Origin of the sequence: Maribacter aquivivus (assembly GCF_900142175.1) — a bacterium.
Taxonomy (GTDB): Bacteria; Bacteroidota; Bacteroidia; order Flavobacteriales; family Flavobacteriaceae; genus Maribacter; species Maribacter aquivivus.
This window is the reverse complement of the sequence record NZ_FQZX01000001.1, coordinates 2,254,438-2,271,163: the sequence shown is the minus strand read 5'-3', so window position 1 is coordinate 2,271,163 and position 16,726 is coordinate 2,254,438. Positions and strand designations below refer to the sequence as shown.

At 34.9% G+C, this 16,726-nt stretch carries 17 protein-coding genes; 8 read left to right on the top strand and 9 right to left on the bottom strand.

Features of this window, described 5'->3' with window-relative positions; genetic code table 11:
* Positions 1-92: 92 nt before the first annotated feature.
* The 3 genes from BUC31_RS09635 to BUC31_RS09625 are packed head-to-tail and all read right to left on the bottom strand — an operon-like array spanning position 93 to position 5,049.
* The gene (locus BUC31_RS09635) at positions 93-1,751 is read right to left on the bottom strand and encodes an amidohydrolase (RefSeq protein ID WP_073243427.1); all 1,659 of its coding nucleotides are present in this window, start codon (positions 1,749-1,751) and stop codon (positions 93-95) included.
* A 59-nt stretch (positions 1,752-1,810) separates the two neighbouring features.
* The gene (locus BUC31_RS09630; protein WP_073243861.1) at positions 1,811-4,312 is read right to left on the bottom strand and encodes an ABC transporter permease; all 2,502 of its coding nucleotides are present in this window, start codon (positions 4,310-4,312) and stop codon (positions 1,811-1,813) included.
* A gap of 47 nt (positions 4,313-4,359) precedes the next feature.
* Positions 4,360-5,049, bottom strand: a complete 690-nt coding sequence (locus BUC31_RS09625) for an ABC transporter ATP-binding protein (protein ID WP_073243425.1) — start codon at positions 5,047-5,049, stop codon at positions 4,360-4,362.
* 62 nt (positions 5,050-5,111) lie between these two features.
* Between BUC31_RS09625 and BUC31_RS09620 the strand changes: the two genes are divergently transcribed.
* The gene (locus BUC31_RS09620; protein WP_073243423.1) at positions 5,112-5,849 is read left to right on the top strand and encodes an arylesterase; all 738 of its coding nucleotides are present in this window, start codon (positions 5,112-5,114) and stop codon (positions 5,847-5,849) included.
* Here BUC31_RS09620 and BUC31_RS09615 read toward each other — a convergent pair.
* The 3 genes from BUC31_RS09615 to BUC31_RS09600 all read right to left on the bottom strand — a co-directional run bounded on the left by BUC31_RS09615 (position 5,846) and on the right by BUC31_RS09600 (position 7,883).
* The gene (locus BUC31_RS09615; protein WP_073243421.1) at positions 5,846-6,085 is read right to left on the bottom strand and encodes a hypothetical protein; all 240 of its coding nucleotides are present in this window, start codon (positions 6,083-6,085) and stop codon (positions 5,846-5,848) included. The two genes, BUC31_RS09620 and BUC31_RS09615, sit on opposite strands and share 4 nt — an antisense overlap.
* 453 nt (positions 6,086-6,538) lie before the next feature.
* Complete coding sequence (locus BUC31_RS09605) at positions 6,539-6,775, bottom strand: hypothetical protein (protein WP_073243417.1); 237 nt, start codon at positions 6,773-6,775, stop codon at positions 6,539-6,541.
* 418 nt (positions 6,776-7,193) lie between these two features.
* Positions 7,194-7,883, bottom strand: a complete 690-nt coding sequence (locus BUC31_RS09600; protein ID WP_073243415.1) for a peptidoglycan DD-metalloendopeptidase family protein — start codon at positions 7,881-7,883, stop codon at positions 7,194-7,196.
* A 101-nt stretch (positions 7,884-7,984) separates the two neighbouring features.
* Here BUC31_RS09600 and msrA point away from each other — a divergent pair, with 101 nt between their 5' ends.
* Entirely contained in the window at positions 7,985-8,692 is a 708-nt protein-coding gene (gene msrA / locus BUC31_RS09595; RefSeq protein WP_073243413.1) for a peptide-methionine (S)-S-oxide reductase MsrA, read from the top strand.
* 214 nt (positions 8,693-8,906) lie between these two features.
* Complete coding sequence (locus BUC31_RS09590) at positions 8,907-9,641, top strand: sugar-binding protein (RefSeq protein WP_073243411.1); 735 nt, start codon at positions 8,907-8,909, stop codon at positions 9,639-9,641.
* Here BUC31_RS09590 and BUC31_RS09585 read toward each other — a convergent pair whose 3' ends face one another.
* From BUC31_RS09585 to BUC31_RS09575, 3 genes are read right to left on the bottom strand one after another with little or no spacing between them, the layout of a single operon-like run.
* Positions 9,642-11,072: a hypothetical protein gene (locus BUC31_RS09585; protein ID WP_073243409.1), complete on the bottom strand. Its 1,431-nt coding sequence runs from the start codon at positions 11,070-11,072 to the stop codon at positions 9,642-9,644. It lies immediately after the preceding gene.
* Complete coding sequence (locus BUC31_RS09580; RefSeq protein ID WP_073243408.1) at positions 11,044-11,628, bottom strand: hypothetical protein; 585 nt, start codon at positions 11,626-11,628, stop codon at positions 11,044-11,046. Before BUC31_RS09580 ends, BUC31_RS09585 begins: the two co-directional genes overlap by 29 nt.
* Positions 11,612-12,157 (bottom strand): RNA polymerase sigma factor, encoded by a 546-nt coding sequence (locus BUC31_RS09575; RefSeq protein WP_073243406.1) that lies wholly within the window; start codon positions 12,155-12,157, stop codon positions 11,612-11,614. The genes BUC31_RS09580 and BUC31_RS09575 overlap by 17 nt, the downstream gene beginning before the upstream one ends.
* A gap of 104 nt (positions 12,158-12,261) precedes the next feature.
* Between BUC31_RS09575 and BUC31_RS09570 the strand changes: the two genes are divergently transcribed.
* The 5 genes from BUC31_RS09570 (at position 12,262) to BUC31_RS09550 (ending at position 16,724) form a co-directional block, all read left to right on the top strand.
* Complete coding sequence (locus tag BUC31_RS09570) at positions 12,262-13,176, top strand: aldose epimerase family protein (RefSeq protein WP_073243405.1); 915 nt, start codon at positions 12,262-12,264, stop codon at positions 13,174-13,176.
* Between the two features lie 28 nt (positions 13,177-13,204).
* A complete protein-coding gene (locus tag BUC31_RS09565; protein ID WP_073243403.1) occupies positions 13,205-13,777 on the top strand; it encodes a DUF2911 domain-containing protein in 573 nt (190 codons plus the stop codon).
* A gap of 37 nt (positions 13,778-13,814) precedes the next feature.
* The gene (meaB, locus tag BUC31_RS09560) at positions 13,815-14,804 is read left to right on the top strand and encodes a methylmalonyl Co-A mutase-associated GTPase MeaB (RefSeq protein ID WP_073243401.1); all 990 of its coding nucleotides are present in this window, start codon (positions 13,815-13,817) and stop codon (positions 14,802-14,804) included.
* 83 nt (positions 14,805-14,887) lie between these two features.
* Complete coding sequence (locus BUC31_RS09555; RefSeq protein ID WP_073243399.1) at positions 14,888-15,847, top strand: glycosyltransferase family 2 protein; 960 nt, start codon at positions 14,888-14,890, stop codon at positions 15,845-15,847.
* Entirely contained in the window at positions 15,831-16,724 is an 894-nt protein-coding gene (locus BUC31_RS09550) for a lysylphosphatidylglycerol synthase transmembrane domain-containing protein (protein ID WP_073243397.1), read from the top strand. Before BUC31_RS09555 ends, BUC31_RS09550 begins: the two co-directional genes overlap by 17 nt.
* The last annotated feature ends 2 nt before the right edge of the window (positions 16,725-16,726 follow it).

Genomic DNA, 16,726 nt, shown 5'->3' with positions numbered 1-16,726 from the left:
AATCACTTTTGTAATTAAAGCGCAAAGCTATGCCGATTAGTTGACAAATCACATAAAGTGAGAGATTTATCGGCAATTATGTCAAATATGACTTATTTATTAATATCTAAATTAGATGAGAACATCCTTTTACCTCCAACGTATGTCTCCAAAACCTTCACATCTTTTAATGTCGTTGGTTCAACTTGAAGCAAATTTTCGCTCAGAATAACAAAATCTGCCAACTTGCCTGGTTCTAATGTTCCTTTTATGTCTTCATCAAATGAGCTGTAAGCAGCATCTTTGGTATACGCAGTTAATGCTTGTTCCACATTAATTTTCTGTTCAGGAACCCAACCATCACTATTATTTCCATCTAATGTGCGTCTGGTAACCGCTGCGTACATGCCATATAACGGAGAAGCAGGTGCTACTGGCCAATCGCTACCAAATACCATTGTCGTATTTGCATCTAATAGAGATTTAAAAGCATAGGTGGTTTTTATACGTTCTGGACCAATAAGTTCTTCTGCCCATCTACCATCATCAATAGCATGATATGGCTGCATACTTGTTATTACATCTAGTTTAGAGAATCTATTGATATCTTCTATATTTAAATGTTGCGCATGTTCTATTCTTAATCGTCGGTCATGCTTGCCATTATTTTGAACTACACTATCATATATATTTAAAATAGTACTGTTTGCTCGATCACCTATAGCATGAACGGTAATTTGTAATTGCTTTTTATCGGCACTAGAGATCCAACTATTTAAACTATCTACATCGACAATAAACAGACCATTATCATCTTGCTTATCTGAATACGGCTCATCAAAAGCTGCCGTATGTGATCCCAGAGACCCATCTACAAAACCTTTCATGAGTCCATTTTTCAACCATTTTATATCTTTTGTATCCTTAGATACTGTTTTCCAATACTTCAGAGGATCAGCAGCATAAACTCTCACCTTCAGTTGTTTATTAGAATTCATCTTATCTAAAATCTTGTAACCACCTAAACTATCTACATCATGTACGGTGGTTACGCCCTGAGACACTAAATAATCTTGCGCCGCATTTAATGCTTCTTCCTTTTCAGAATCTGTAAGCTTTGGTATTTTATTCAAAACTAAATACATAGCTTCACTCTTAAGAATACCGGTTGGCGTTCCATCAGCATTTTTAACAATTTCTCCATTTTCTACATCGGCACTATTTTTATCTATGCCTGCAATTTTGAGTGCTGCAGAATTAGCTAAAATCATGTGACCATCCATTCTATAAATAGCAACCGGATTATCACCCGTAAATTCATCAATCCAATCTTTATTAGGTAGTTCTCCTCCCCAGAGGGTATGATCCCAATTACCTTCAACAATCCACTGACCAGGTTTTATCATATTAGTAAACCCAGAAATTCTATCGATAAATTCCTGCTTTGTGTTAGCATCTCTTAATTGCACACTTAAAAGGCTATTACCTCCCATTAATAAATGCACATGAGTATCTATAAATCCTGGTGTGATGAATTTTCCTCCTACATCCTTTATCTCAGTATCTGAGCCTTTCAACTTATGAATATCATCTAAAGAGCCAATAGCCAAAATAGTATCTGCCTTTACAGCCATAGCCTCGGCTTTTGGAGAATCAGTATTACCTGTCCAAATATTGGCATTGGTTATTATCAAATCTGCTTTTACACTATCAGTACTACAAGAGCATACAAATAACGTAGTTACCAATAAAAAGAATAGTTGCTTTTTCATGCTATTAAAGGTAGAAAAGTAAGAATGTAATTGTTAGAATTTACGTTAAAAATACCTTCTTAATTACCTTCTTTTCTCAATACCTGTAATGGCGGACTATTTAATACTCCTCTACTATTCATTAAACCGATGGCAAGAACCAATAGTGTAATACCCGGCAACACCACTAAAAATGGTATCCATGAAGGAACAAATGGTGTGTCAAAAATAAAATACGCCAGTAAAAAGCTACTTAGTAAAGAAAGTAATACTCCTACTCCGCTGCCCAAAACACCAAGAAAAAAATACTCTAAAGCATTTATCTTTAATATTTGTATACTCTGAGCACCAAGTGTTCTTAGTAAAACACTTTCACGAATTCGTTGGTATTTACTATTTCTAACAGATCCTATCAACACAATGATACCGGTAAGAATACTAAAGAAAGCCATAAAAGATATGACCCATGAAATCTTATCTAAAATATCTTCAACCAAGGTTACTACTTGTCTTAAATCGATGATGGATACGTTGGGAAATTTTTTTACCAACTCTCGTTGTAAACCTGCAGATGAGGCTTTATCTGGTGCATTGGTAGTTACCACATGAAACTGTGGTGCATTCTCTAACACTCCCTTTGGAAATACTATAGAGAAGTTAAGTTGCATACGTGCCCAATCTACTTGGCGAATATTACCCACAACAGTGGTCATTAATTTTCCCTGAACATTAAATAATAGGGTATCACCAACAGTTACTAAAGCATCCTTAGCTACATTATCTGCCAATGAAATAGGAATCACTTTGGCATTTGGGTCTACAGAAGGTATCCAATCCCCTTCCAGCAACTTTTCAGAACCAATCATAGAGTCTCTATACGTGGTTCTAAACTCATGGTTAAGAATCCACTTATTTACTCGGGTGGTAGTATCTAATCGAATATCTTTAACGTCTCGATCTTTTATACGCTCTAAACGCATGGTAACAATCGGTATGTTATCTATGACAGGCAATCCTTTCGGAGTAATGGTGTTCGCTACAGCATCCCTTTGATCCGTCTGGACATCAAATAATATTAAATTTGGACTCTCTGCACTAGCTTCGAAGGAGGTTTTGGCAAGTAGAAAATCCTTTGTAAAATATAATGTGCTAATTAAAAATGTACCAATCCCAATAGCCAAAACCAATACTACAGTTTGATTATTTGGACGGAATAAATTCAATAAGCTTTGTCTGGCTGCAAAGCTCCATGACTTTGGAAAATAACGTTTAATCAATCGCATAAAAAGAATTGACACTCCCGCTAAAATAGAAAATGTCACCATAATTCCTGCTACGAAACTTAACGCGAAGGTCCACCTACCCAATAAATAATAAGCGAATAATAGTACAAAAAGAACGATGGCAACGACAACCCAAACTTGATAAGGTCTAGCCTTTTTACTCGTATTTTCTTGCACACGTAACACCTGTAAGGGCGAAACAAACCATGTATTTATTAATGGCGACAAGGCAAATAAAACCGACATGCATACACCCAACAATAAGCCAACGAATATTGCTTGAAAAGAAGTGGATATTTCTACCTGAAAGGGTAAAAACTCTTGCAGTATAAGTGGAAATGTCTGTTGTAACAACAAACCTATTACCGTACCTATGAGTCCGCCTAACAAACCCATTCCTGCAATTTGGATCAGATAAATTAAAAACGTTTGCTTTCGTGTAGCCCCTAAACATTTAAGAACCGCTACTGCTTTTAGTTTCTCTTTTATATAGATATGCACAGAGCTGGCAATACCTACACACCCCAAAAGAAGTGCAATAAAGGCTACCAAATTCAAGAACCGACCTACATTTTCATATCTGCGACCTAATCGTTCGCTAGTATCTGTATGAGTATCCATGTCTGCATTTTCAGCATCTAATAATGGATCTACTTTTTTACTCAGTGCTTCTAAATCTGCCTTATCATTATTAAAATAGTAATTGTACCCCAAACGGCTACCACGTTGCAAGAGTCCGCTTTCTTCCATAAAACGAAATGGCACAATAATGGGTGGTGCAGCTGTCGCACCAATACCTGTACTACCAGGTGCCGTAATCAAAGACCCAACAATAGCAAAAGTGGTTGTACCCAACTTAACACTATCGCCTGGTTTTAAATTATATTGAAGCATTGCAGTGGCATCAACCAATGCACCACCTTTTTCTAAATATTCTTTTGCAGCTGAGGCAGGTTCAGTTTCCAACTCGCCATAAAAGGGAAAATTACCTTCAATAGCGCGTACCTGTACCAATTTTGTAGCTAGACTTTTAGGGAACGCTGCCATCGATGCAAAATTGACCTCTCTAGCATCATAACCACCTAAAGAATCCATCAATTCTGTTACCCTTTCATTGGCCGGCTGATTGCTATCAATAAGAAAATCAGCACCCATGAGGGCTTTTGACTGTAAACCAATATTATCTTTAAGATTATCACTAAAAGATTGAATTGACACCACTGCTGCGATACCTAAAATAATAGATGCCATGAACAATAACAGTCGTTTACCGCTAGCTTTGCCATCTCGCCAAGCCATTTTCAACAACCAATTAAATCTGGCTTTTGGTGTTCTTTGTGTTTGATTCAAGATATAGAAGTGGTTTCATTGATTACTATTTTACCACCCTTAAGTCGTAATACATGTTTATTCAGGTTAGCCAATTCTAGATCATGGGTAACAATTACCAATGTAGTACCCATTTCTTTATTAAGGTCAAATAATAATTTAATGACCTTTTCGCCAGTTTCCTCGTCTAAATTACCCGTAGGTTCATCAGCAAAAAGTATAGAAGGCTTATTAGAAAATGCTCTTGCCAAAGCAACCCGTTGTTGTTCACCACCAGATAATTGAGATGGATAATGATCATGACGATCCCCCAAACCAACTTTGTTTAAAAGTTCCATAGCATCTTTAGATGCATTGGCAGCACCCTGTAATTCTAAAGGTACACTTACATTCTCTAAAGCCGTTAATGTGGGCAGTAATTGAAAATCTTGAAAAATAAATCCTACTTTTTCATTTCTAAGCAATGCACGTTGATCTTCGTTCAATGCGCTTAAATCTTCCCCACAAAGTTCTATTACTCCCTCACTGATTTCATCTAATCCGGCACAGAGTCCTAATAATGTGGTTTTACCGCTACCTGACGGACCAACAATAGCAAAAGTGTCGCCTTCTTCAATAGAAAAAGTAATATCATCAATTACTGTCAAATTTTTAGATCCGCTTGAATACGTTTTCTTTAGATTACGTACGTTTAATATCTTTGTCATAAATCATTTTGATACAAGACAACAAAATAAACAAATGATTTGGAATCTAATAAGGTAAGACTATGTTGAAAGTATTAAAGTTTCGTTATTTTTTGTTGGCGTTGTTATTCGTTGGATGTGGAGAAACTACAGAAAAGAAACCATCTGACACCCAAACAGAAGCTGTAAGTAGTGTTGAAAAGGAAGATATTTCTGCGAATGAAAACGTGATATTATTCTATGGAAACAGCCTTACCGCTGCGTATGGCTTAGATACGAAAGAAGGTTTCCCTAATAGAATTCAACAACGCTTAGATTCTTTAGGTTTGGATTATAAAGTAATTAACTCTGGATTGAGCGGAGAAACTACCTCTGGCGGATTAAATAGATTAGACTGGGTGCTAAATCAGCCGGTAGATATTTTTGTTTTGGAATTGGGTGCCAATGACGGATTGCGAGGAATACCCATTACTGAGTCTATGAATAATTTGCAACAGATGATAGATATGGTAAAGGATAAAAATTCTGAAACTCAAATAATATTGGCAGGTATGCAAATACCACCAAATATGGGTGCAGATTATGCATCTCAATTTAAGATGATGTATCCTGCCTTGGCCAAATCTAATGATATAATGTTGATTCCGTTTTTATTGGAAGGTGTTGCCGGTATTCCGAAATTGAATTTAGAAGATGGAATTCACCCAACTGCAGAAGGGCAGCGAATAGTAACCGAAAATGTTTGGGAAATTTTAAAAACTATTGTATTACCTCAAGGGGGAACAGAGGTAACCGAGGAATTTGTAGAAGAATTAAACTAGGCGAGAGATACTGTTCGTATTCTTGTTCTAAAAAGTAAGGCTCGTTTAACTCTTGCATTTTTGACTTTGTAAAACCTTGCAGCTGTTTGAAAACCCTGAGCGTTTACGTCAGATTTTATTGTTACATCTGCCATGGGCATAACAATAGTCTGTACTTTGATGTCTGGTGACTTCGATTGTGCTTGGGACTGGGTTCCCAAACAGATAACAAGGAATAAAAAAATAATTGTACGCATAATAAAGTAGGTAAATTTGGTTTATAGATAACCATCTATTTGTAAGTAAACGTATTTCGAATTCGACAAGAGGTACGGTTTTTACGATGAAAAGTTTGCTTTTCGATGTATTACTTCTTTTTGTAGTCCTTTTTCCTACAAAAAAATCTTCCACTAGACCCCGTATTTATGTAGTTCATCGATTTAATATGTTTTTTCTTACAAAATATTCTTTATGCAAGATAGAAGGACTACAAGAGGGAAGTTTAAAAATGAGAATTGAGAAGTTAGAGGTGAGAGAAAAGAATTGAGAAATTAGATTTTGGTTGTTCGTTGTTCGTTGTTCGTTGTTCGTTGTTAAACACAAAATCAGTATAGCTTTACTAAATCCACTCTTAAAATTTATTATGAAGTCTATTTTCTAACAATCGATATACACTATGTACTTAATGCTCTTTACATAATACTAAAAAACTAAGCCATCTTAGGCTTGTTTGCTTTAGTTAAGAAGTTTAAGTCTCTTTTGATTCTAGAGTTTTTGAATTTGTATAATCTAGCTACTTCTAAAGTAGTATTAGCTTCTACTTCATATGTTGTTTCAGTAACGATGCTCATCTCAATAGTTTCAACTTTTACTTCTTCAGTAGAGTTCTGTGCTTGAGCGGTGAAGCTTAAAAAGATGATGAAGATTGTTGCTATTATTGTTTTCATGACTTGCGTTTGTTACAATAATAGAACGCCGCAGGCCTTGTTTTACTAGGTGATGAATCGCTGAAAAACCCCTAATTCTCGTTACTTGACACAACTTCAGATTAAGTGTAAAATGGTATCGATAAACGACAACACCCCTAAAAACACCTTACCGTTAATTGGTGTCGTTAAACGACAAATGAAAAATCAAGTTCAAGTTCAAATTCAAGTTCTAGTTCAAAAAACAGAAAAGATTGAAAGGAATATAAATTTCAGTTGTTGGTTGTTGGAAACATAAATTTAGCTTCGCTAAATTAAAACTCAACAACGGTACCGATAAAAATCTATACTCTATTTTCTAATTTCAATTTCAGAGTAAATACTTAATACTTCGTACTTTTTACTTAATACTCTTTACTCAGTACATTACCTCATCTCATCAAACAACTCCTAACTTTAATAGCACATTCGGATCAGGGCAGTTCTCTTTATAAAAGGATAGTTGTCCTTCAGCACATACACCTGGGTAATCTCCTTCATTACTTTCTAAATCGTGTATAATTTGAAAATGAAGGTGTGGTGCGTAGTTTACATTAATATCGGGTGTACCTAAAGTTGCGAGTACATCTCCTGCTTTAAAGATCTTACCAACATAAAGACCTGATAATGAATTTATAGCTAGATGACCATATAAAGTATAGAAGGTAATATCATTTAAAACGTGTTCAAGGATTATGGTTGGTCCGTAATCACCAATAGTATTATTGTTTTTAAAGCTATGAACCTTTCCATTTAACGGCACAATGACTTTAGTACAGGCATCACACCAAAAGTCAATTCCTAAATGAATATTTCGAACAGGTTTACTGGTAGAGGTAAATCCTTCCTTATCATTATATAAGTTTCTTTGTTCTAAATATCCGCCATAGGCGATAATACCTTGTTTACTTTTAAGCACATCATCTATATAATCTTGACAAACAGCATGATCCGTAATATCTATATCAATCAAATCTTCATTGCTTTTAGAAAGATCTAATGGCACATAAACGTCAGGGGAAATAGTGGCATCTAAAATACAGATGGTTTTTATAGTGTAAGTTTCAAGGGCTTGAAGTAAAGTATTCATTTCTCAAAAATATAATATCCTTTACTCTCCTTAACATTTTTTAACCCTTTTCCTCGTAAGGTCTTTGTAAATTACCTACAAATTGCTAAAAGAAAATTGTTATGAAATTATTACAAATTACTTTATTGGCCTGCGCAACCTTAATTGCCACCAGTTGCCAATCTAAAGTCAAGAAAAATACCATTTCTGAAAACACTGAAATTGCAGAAACCGAACACGAAGAAATAGAGGAAGAGGTAAAATTGAGTCCGCAACAATTAAGTAAATACGAAACCGCTTATTTTGCCAGCGGATGCTTTTGGTGTGTAGAGGCTATTTTTGAAAGTGTTAAAGGTGTAAAAGAAGTTGTCTCTGGCTATGCAGGCGGCGAACAAAAAAACCCTACATACGAAGAAGTAGGTTACGGTAAAACCGACCATGCAGAGGCTGTAGAAGTATATTACGACCCAAATGAAATTTCATTTACCCAATTGGTACAAGTATTCTTTGGTTCTCATGACCCCACTCAATTAAATAGACAAGGTCCGGATCGTGGTAGACAATATCGCTCAATCGCTTTTTATAAGAACGATGAGCAAAAGAATATTATTGAAAGTTATATTCAAGCACTTACAGATAATAAAGTGTATGATAATGATCCAATTACCACAGAAGTCGTACCTTATACTATATTTTACAAGGCAGAGTCATATCATCAAGATTATGAAAAGAACAATCCTAACAACTCATATATAAGAAACGTTTCTATACCAAGATTGAATAGATTTAAAGAGAACTTTGGAGATTATCTGAAGAAGAGTGCCCATTAAAAGATCTCCCAAAAATTTTCATATGAAAGCATTCCATTCGGGATGCTTTTTTTGTGCAACAGACTGTACAATAATTACAAAGCACATCAGTTAACCTAAGAATAAGTAGGTTCTTTTTATTTTATTATATCTTGTCGCCACTTAATTAAGTACTATTAATCTTACATAACTTAAGAAAATGGTATTTTTGAACCATAGATTCCAAACCAGTATTATGAAATGGACTATTTACCTTTTACTTCTTTTAGGCGTATTTTCATGTGCAGAAGTTAAGAACAAGAAAAATTCTCAAGCATCCCCAGTTTCTTATATTAAAGATGCCCCTACCCTAGATGGCAGAGCTATAGAAAACTATTGGAATTTATTAGATTGGAAACCTATTGATCAAAATTGGATCGGTGGTCCTTTCGATCATGATGATTATAATGGTAGATATAAAATTGCTTGGAACGAAGACGGACTCTACCTTCTACTAGAGATTGTTGATAATACTATTTTAGATAAAACTGAAGACCCCTTAAAACTTTGGTGGAACGATGATTGTGTAATCGTTTATGTAGATGAAGATAATTCTGGAGGGCAACACCGATTTAACCATAATGCTTTTACCTATCATGTAGCCTTAGATGGTAATGTTGTTGACTTAGGTGTTGATAAAAAGCCGACATTATACAATGATCATATTACATCTAAACATCAAACAGAAGGCAATACAACATATTGGGAAATGTTTGTAAAAGTGTACCCTGGTATATATAATGATGACCCCAATATAAAGCCTGTTGTACTTACCGAAAATAAGAAAATTGGTTTTGCTCTAGCTTATGCAGATAATGATAATAGCGAAGAGCGCGAGAACTTAATAGGCTCTGTATTTGTAGCAGGTGAGAATAAAAATAAAGGATGGATAGATGCCAATGTGTTTGGCACATTACAATTGGTAAAATAACTAGTGCAGCACTACTTCACTATAATCTGATGTAATTACAATAGATCGATTACTATTATTTTTTAAGTGATACCCTTTATGAATAGTGGTTGTTCCGTTTTTAGTTTCTACAATCTGTAAATCTGTTGGTAATTTCAATGTCGATGAATTGCCTTTAACATAAACGTTGGTAGCCACCTTTGGCATTGTTACCGTTAACTCTCCATTTCTTACGCTAATATCCAATTCTTCAAAGTCATTACCCATTTCAAGAATGTGCACCGCGCCAAAATCATTCTTTACAAAGGCATTTTTGAATAACTTATCTATAGTAACCTCAGACGAGGTAGCCTGTAATTGCAATTGAACTACCTCTGACAATGATATATCTTCTGAATATGATGTACTTAATTGTCCGTAATTCCATTTCTGCACGGTAACTGGAGAATATGAGGCAGAAACAGAAGTTTCTTCGCCATCGATAGTAACTGCCCAAAGGCTTGAATGCGAAAGTTTCGCATTCAAGTTTTTGGTATTTTCAGCTAATTTAACCTCACCATGGCGTACATCCATTTTAATTCTAGTTGACTTTGGTAAGCTTATTTTTATAGTTTTTTTAATTTTAAAATTCTTTTGTTCCCCTTCAGAAGAATAATAGAAAATATTTGGGGCTTCACCAGAGCTGTTTCTAGAAGTATGGATAAACGCTCTATGCTCATCTTTATCTGATTGTAAATGGGCACGTTTTTCCTCTCGTTCTTCAAGTCTTTGCTGCAAAGCTTCATGACGTTCTTCCATTAACTCAGCTCTTTTTGCATTGTGCTCTTCCATTCTTATTTCCATCTCCTCTGCTTGTTCTTCCATACGCTCAGCCCATTCTTCCAATCGTTTTTGATGTTTTTTATCAAAACTCTTTTCAAAATTCTTTTGCCATTTTTTCATGTACTTGTCACCATCCTTTTGATATTCCTCATAATCAAATGTATAGGCTTCGGTTAATGGTAATGGCGGCATTTCTGGAAAAGGAGCTATCTGAGGTACACTTACTACGAACGATGCAATCTCTGGAACGGCTATACGCATACCACCATGGTTAAAGATATTTTCAGAATCAAAACTTGTGAAAAAGTCATTGTTCTTAGATTTTGAAGATATTTTAATCTCTTTACTATTACCTAATATTTCAATAGGGCTATTCTTAAAATAGTTCTCAGCTTCTTCTTTTGTAGCTCCCTCAAGGGTGATGGTGGCTGTAATAGCCACCTCATCCTTATCCCAAGTTTCAAATTCAATATCGGCATAACTGGTATTGATGTTTACTACAGCATCTTCTGCCACAATAAATCTTTCTTGAAATGTTTTACGTTCTTCTTGCGCCAAAAAAGCGTTTGAAGTTAAAAGTGCAAATGCAATGATGAGTTGCTTAGATACTGTTGTCAATGATCTGTTCATTTTTTGATAATTTTAATTCGGTTAACTTTCTTTTTAATTTTTGTAATAATTGTAATCGTAATTGTAAATTCTCTATCAGTGCTATTATCGTTTGGTCATTAGGTCCCAGTTCTTTCAGTTCATTATTTAAGGTTTTATATTCTAAGTTTAAATTATTGAGCTGTTCCATAAAACTATCAATCAACTCTTTAGTATCTGGTGATACTTCTAATTTTGCTAGTTCCATATTGATATTGGCAACATAATAGCTTTCTACCTTCTTCAAATCCGGAGAAAGATCCCCAAAAGTGAATTCAGATTTTTGTTCTTCTGTAGTAGTATTATCAACCAGAATTGACGTGTTATCAGCATTTTCATTGAAATACAAAAACCCTAAACCTAGACTTATGATTACCACAACAGATGCCGCAATTTTCAACCAAGCTTTATCAGTTTTCTTTTGTGCTGGTGTAGATTCTTCTAACCTCTTTAAAAAACGCTCTTCATGACCATGTTTAATAGTATGTTTCTGCTCTTTTCTATCCTTATTGAACATTTCCCTAAGATCCTGCTCCATATTTTTCTCCTTTTAATAGTTCTTTTAAATGACCTTTACCACGCGATAATCTTGTTCTACAGGCAGATTCTGAAATATCTAATACCTCTGCTATTTCTTGATGATCATATCCTTCAACCAAGAACATAAGCACTACGTATTTATATTTATCTTGTAATTCATCAATTGCACATTTAACCTGTTCAATACTAATCGCTGCTGGTACATTCCAATTATCATCTTCTGCAACAACCTGCATATAACCTTCATCTAGCGAAACCTCTTTTTCCTTTTTTGATTTCAGAAAATCGATACTCTTATTCACCACAATGCGTTTTAACCATGCACCAAAAGTTACATCGCCACTAAACTGATGTATTTTTTGAAAAGCCTTAATAAACGACTCTTGTAAAACATCTTCTGCATCATCTCCATTTTTCACAAAACGCATTGCTACAATGTACATTCCGTCACAATACTTACTATACAGCTGCATTTGTGCCGCACGGTCGTTTGCCTTACATTTCTCTACAATACTGCTTTGAAACATGAATTAATTGAATTGGTTTTGGTTTGTTGCTATAATAAGGACGATATAAAAAATAGAATGTTGCAAAAATTTTTATTTTTACACCACACTATTAAATATTCCCTTTGAAACAAGTTACAATTTCCAATGCCTATTTAACACTCATGGTGCTTGATTATGGCGCTACCATTCAAAAATTACTTGTAAAAGGTGCAGATGGCGAGTACAACAATGTAGTAGTTGGTTACAACCACCCAAGTAGATATCGTTTAGATGATAATGTTTTAGGAGCCAGTGTTGGTCGATATGCAGGAAGAATTTCTAATGGCGGATTTGTAATCGATAGAGCTCGGTACGATGTGTTTCAAGAAGATGGCGTTCACCTACATGGCGGCAAAGAAGGTTTTCATCAAAAATATTGGATTATAGATGAGGTAGACCAAAGTGATAAACCTTTCGTAAAACTGAGCTATATAAGTAAACATTTAGAGGAAGGCTACCCAGGAAATTTATCTGTTAGCGTTACCTATAAATTAATGGATAACGCATTACAAATTATTTATGAAGGAATAACGGATAGAAGTACGGTTATTAACCTTACCAATCATTCTTATTTTAAACTAGATAACAATCCGTACATTGATGATTACGAATTACAATTGAATTGCCCTTACAAATTAGAAACCAAAGAAAATTTATTACCTACAGGCAATATCATACCAGTTCGTAAAACAGAATATGATTTTCTTTTACCAAGAAAGATAGGCGTACAAAGGCTAGATACTATTTTTGTTAAGGATATTGGTAATGAGAAAGTTGCAGAAATACAATCAAAGACCTCTGGCATTAACATGAAAGTATATACCAACCAACCAGCTTTAGTAGTATATACTCCTCCAGATTTTCCAGGAATTTGTTTTGAAGCACAGAACTACCCAGATGCACCAAATCAACCAGATTTTCCTAAAAGCCTCTTAAGGCCTGGCGATATCTACAATAACATATCTATCTTTAAATTTGATATTGTCACTCCTAGCTAACCATAGTTTAGGTATATCTTATTCTTGAATGAAGCTATTAAAAAAAATAATTATAGGTATAATAGTATTGGTAGCCCTTGGCTATTTGGTAGTTATACCTTACATACACAGCGAAGCCAAGAAATTCAGTCCCGCTAAAACAACGCTCTTAGATTTAGAAGGTAGTAAGCTAGAGGTAGATTACTCTAGTCCGTCAAAAAAAGGACGGGATGTTTTTGGAACATTAGTGCCGTATGGCAAAATTTGGCGAACAGGAGCAAATGAGCCCACAACTTTTACAACCACCCAACCTATTCATATTATAGATAAAACATTACCAGCTGGCAAGTATTCTTTATGGACCATACCTAATAAAGATAGTTGGAAAGTGATTTTTAATTCAAAAATACCCGATTGGGGCGTTACCAGTGTTGATGGCAACCAAACCACCCATGAAGACAAGTTTGACTATATAACGGTAGAAGTGCCAGTAAAAACATTAGTGGAACCCGTAGAAGATTTATCTATAAATTTTGAACATATTGAAGAGAATCAAACATCTCAAGATTTTTTAAGTCTAGAGTGGGACGCTACCAAAATTATGGTTCCTATTTACAAATAGTACCTTTATGCCACTTACAATTATATAAGTTGTTACAATGAATTTAGCCCATCTTACCACATCAGAATTTCTTGAAGGTATCTATGCCAATAATGTTGCCATAGTAAGCAAGGCTATAACCATGGTAGAAAGTACTAAGCCAGAGCACCGCATAATCGCTAATGAAATTATTGCCGGTTGTATTTCAAAAAAGCATGATTCTATAAGAATTGGTATTACTGGAGTACCAGGTGCCGGAAAAAGCACTTTTATAGAACAATTTGGTGGCATACTAACCAGTTTAGGCAAAAAGGTAGCCGTACTTACCGTAGACCCTTCTAGTAGTAGAACAAAAGGTAGCATACTTGGCGACAAAACTCGTATGGAAGAGTTGGTTAAAAACCCCAATGCATATATAAGACCTTCAGCTTCGGGTTCTTCATTAGGTGGTGTAACCCGTAAAACAAGAGAAAGCATTCTTATTTTAGAAGCGGCAGGTTTTAATTGTATTCTAATAGAAACTATTGGTGTTGGGCAAAGCGAAACTGCTGTTCATGATATGGTAGATTTCTTTTTACTATTAAAATTGGCTGGTGCTGGTGATGAGTTACAGGGTATAAAAAGAGGCATTATTGAAATGGCAGATGCTATTGTAATTACCAAAGCAGACGGAGATAATATAAAACGAACAGATTTTGCAAGGATGGAATTCACCCGCGCATTACATATGTTTCCGCCTAAGGAAAATGGCTGGACTCCTGAAGTGCTAACCTGTTCTGCAATTGAAAATAGAGGTCTAGATGAAATTTGGCAGTTAATAGATACCTATTGCACAAGCATGAAGGCATCCGGATATTTTAACGCCAACAGACAACAGCAAAATGAAAATTGGTTAATTCAATATCTAGAACAAGAACTATTAACTGAATTCTACCATCATCCGAAGACTAAAGAAATGCTACCGCAATTAAAAAAAGAAGTTATTAGCGGTAATATCTCTCCTTTTTTAGCTGCAGAAAAGCTCTTAAAGGCTTTAAAACAGCACTAAAGCTCTTAGAATGTTACTCACATTCATGTACATTATCTTAAGGATAAAAAACATAACTTTGCACCTATTCAAAAAACAACTCAATGCAACCTGTTACCACTTCCCTACTTTCGGTAGTTGTTCCTTTATATAACGAACAAGACAATGCGGCTCTTCTTACACAGAAAATCCACGAAAGCTTGGTTGGCTACGATTATCAAATTATTTACATAGACGATTTCTCTACGGACAATACCAAAAAAGTAGTCAAAGGTCTTAAAGATGATAAGGTTCATTTAATTGAGTTGAAGAAAAATTACGGTCAGAGTTTAGCCTTGGCGGCAGGTCTTGACTATGCCGAAGGAGAGTATATTATTACCATGGACGGCGATTTACAAAATGACCCGTCTGATATTCCACAAATGCTGACCTATGCCGTTAGTGGAGAATATGATGTAGTTACTGGTATTCGTCAAAAACGAAAAGATTCTCTTGTTAAAAAAATACCCTCTAAAATTGCTAATTTTCTGGTACGCCGAGTCACAAAATTAGATATTAAAGATAATGGTTGTGCCTTAAAAGTTTTTACAAAAGATATAGCCAAAGACTTAAATCTATATGGTGAAATGCACAGGTTTATTACCCTTCTCGCATTTCTTGAAGGCGGACAAATAAAGCAAGTTCCTGTAAAACACCATGCTCGTCATGCTGGGGTTTCTAAATACGGATTAGAGCGTGTATTTAAAGTAGTTGCAGATATGATGCTTTTACTTTTTATCCGTAAATACTTTCAACGACCAATTCACCTGTTCGGTATCTCGGGCTCATTAATGATTCTTGTAGGTATTTTTATCAATATTTACCTATTGATCGTTAAGTTCGGTTTTGGTGAAGATATTGGTACAAGGCCTTTACTTACTGTGGGTATGATGTTCATTTTTGCCGGTATTCAATTATTTACAATAGGTATTGTAATGGAATTATTAATACGTACTTATTATGAATCTCAGAACAAAAGACCATATCGCATTAAAAAAGTTAGTGTAGGTGGCGAAGTTAAATAAGAAAGTAACCACCGGATTAAAAGTACTGATCAGTGCCGTTTTAATTTATTTCATTTTTACTAAAATAAATGTAAGTGAGATAAAAGACATACTGATGAAGAGTAATCCGCTTTACTTAATCTTAGCAGCCATATTCTTTATACTTTCTAAATTCATTGGGGCAATACGTTTAAACCTATATTTTCATAGGCTTAACATCATGCTAACAAATACAAGCAATTTTAAGTTGTATCTGTTAGGTATGTTCTACAACTTATTCTTGCCTGGTGGTATTGGCGGCGATGCATACAAAGGCTATATTCTGAAGAAAACCTTTGATGTCAAAACCAAAAGAATGGTGAGTGTGCTAGTCTTAGATCGTCTGGGCGGTCTATTATTACTATTTATATATGCCTGTGGACTATTGGCTTTCCATACTGCTGAAATTTTAGATGGATATCGTTGGATCTTCCTTTCAGCTATACCAATATCAGTTATCGTATTTTGGCTATTGAATAAAAGATTTTTCAATTATGTATTACCTATATTCTGGAAAACAACTGCATTATCTGCTTTGGTACAATTGGCACAATTAATTTGTATTTGGTTTATTCTAATTGCCCTGAATATTGAAATGAATCAAATTTCATATCTCATCATTTTCTTGATTTCATCTATTGTAGCGGTAGTACCGTTAACTTTAGGAGGCATAGGAAGCCGCGAAGTAACCTTCTTCTACGGCGCAAAACTATTGGGACTAGACCAAAATATATCTGTTGGCGTAAGTGTGCTATTCTTCTTAATAACAGCTATAGTTTCGTTTATAGGTGTATGGTATCACTTTAAGAAAATTAAATTAGAATTGGCACATACTTCAAAGCATTCAGCCAACGAGTAGGG